The sequence below is a fragment of the Dellaglioa sp. CoH-55-MRSF-8 genome (genome assembly GCF_056782195.1).
In genome coordinates this window covers 1-1,846 of record NZ_JBXAYH010000012.1, presented here as the reverse complement: position 1 = coordinate 1,846, position 1,846 = coordinate 1, and the positions used below count along the sequence as shown (strand labels likewise).

2 rRNA genes (1 of these 2 cut by a window edge) are annotated in these 1,846 nt (G+C 50.3%); both read left to right on the top strand.

Going from position 1 to position 1,846, the window contains the following annotated elements:
- Nucleotides 1–1,644 (top strand): 23S ribosomal RNA (locus AC1RPW_RS07505); it begins 1,375 nt to the left of the window's first position.
- An 85-nt stretch (nucleotides 1,645–1,729) separates the two neighbouring features.
- Nucleotides 1,730–1,845, top strand: a 5S ribosomal RNA gene (rrf, locus tag AC1RPW_RS07500).
- Nucleotide 1,846: the final 1 nt, after the last annotated feature.

Genomic DNA, 1,846 nt, shown 5'->3' with positions numbered 1-1,846 from the left:
GGTGGAGCGCTTAGAAGTGAGAATGCCGGTATGAGTAGCGAAAGACAGGTGAGAATCCTGTCCACCGAATGACTAAGGTTTCCTGGGGAAGGCTCGTCCTCCCAGGGTTAGTCGGGACCTAAGTCGAGGCCGAGAGGCGTAGACGATGGATAACAGGTTGAGATTCCTGTACTAGTTATATTTGTTTGAACGATGGAGGGACGCAGCAGGCTAAGGAAGCGCACTGATGGATATGTGCGTCCAAGCAATAAGTCTGAAGTTGAGTTAAATGCTTAACTTTAAGGACAAGTTGTGATGGGGAGCGAAATTAAGTAGCGAAGTAACTGATGTCACACTGCCAAGAAAAGCTTCTAGTTAGAATATAACTACCCGTACCGCAAACCGACACAGGTAGTCGAGGAGAGTATCCTAAGGTGTGCGAGAGAACTCTCGTTAAGGAACTCGGCAAAATGACCCCGTAACTTCGGGAGAAGGGGTGCTGACCGAAAGGTCAGCCGCAGTGAATAGGCCCAAACGACTGTTTATCAAAAACACAGGTTTCTGCAAAATCGTAAGATGACGTATAGGGGCTGACGCCTGCCCGGTGCTGGAAGGTTAAGAGGATGAGTTAGCTTCGGCGAAGCCCAGAATTGAAGCCCCAGTAAACGGCGGCCGTAACTATAACGGTCCTAAGGTAGCGAAATTCCTTGTCGGGTAAGTTCCGACCCGCACGAAAGGCGTAACGATTTGGGCACTGTCTCAACGAGAGACTCGGTGAAATTATAATACCCGTGAAGATGCGGGTTACCCGCGACAGGACGGAAAGACCCCATGGAGCTTTACTGTAGCTTGATATTGAGTGTTTGTATAACTTGTACAGGATAGGTAGGAGCCGTAGAGACCGGAACGCTAGTTTCGGAGGAGGCATTGGTGGGATACTACCCTCGTTGTATGAACACTCTAACCCTCGCCACTAATCGTGGTGGGAGACAGTGTCAGGTGGGCAGTTTGACTGGGGCGGTCGCCTCCTAAAAGGTAACGGAGGCGCCCAAAGGTTCCCTCAGAATGGTTGGAAATCATTCGCAGAGTGTAAAGGCACAAGGGAGCTTGACTGCGAGACTTACAGGTCGAGCAGGGACGAAAGTCGGGCTTAGTGATCCGGTGGTTCCGTATGGAAGGGCCATCGCTCAACGGATAAAAGCTACCCTGGGGATAACAGGCTTATCTCCCCCAAGAGTCCACATCGACGGGGAGGTTTGGCACCTCGATGTCGGCTCATCGCATCCTGGGGCTGTAGTCGGTCCCAAGGGTTGGGCTGTTCGCCCATTAAAGCGGTACGCGAGCTGGGTTCAGAACGTCGTGAGACAGTTCGGTCCCTATCCGTCGCGGGCGTAGGAAATTTGAGAGGAGCTGTCCTTAGTACGAGAGGACCGGGATGGACATACCTCTGGTGTACCAGTTGTTCTGCCAAGGGCATCGCTGGGTAGCTATGTATGGATGAGATAAACGCTGAAAGCATCTAAGTGTGAAGCTCACCTCGAGATTAGATTTCCCATTCCTTTATGGAAGTAAGACCCCTGAAAGATTATCAGGTAGATAGGTTGGAAGTGGAAGTACAGTGATGTATGGAGCGGACCAATACTAATCGGTCGAGGACTTAACCACAAAGTGGTGTGAAACGGTGTACGGCTTAAAAATCAATGATAAATATTAGCTAGTTTTGAGAGAATAAGTTTTCTCAAAAAAAGAGTGTGGTGGCGATAGCAAGAAGGATACACCTGTTCCCATGTCGAACACAGAAGTTAAGCTTCTTAGCGCCAAGAGTAGTTGGGGGTCGCCCCCTGCGAGGGTAGGACGTTGCCATGCT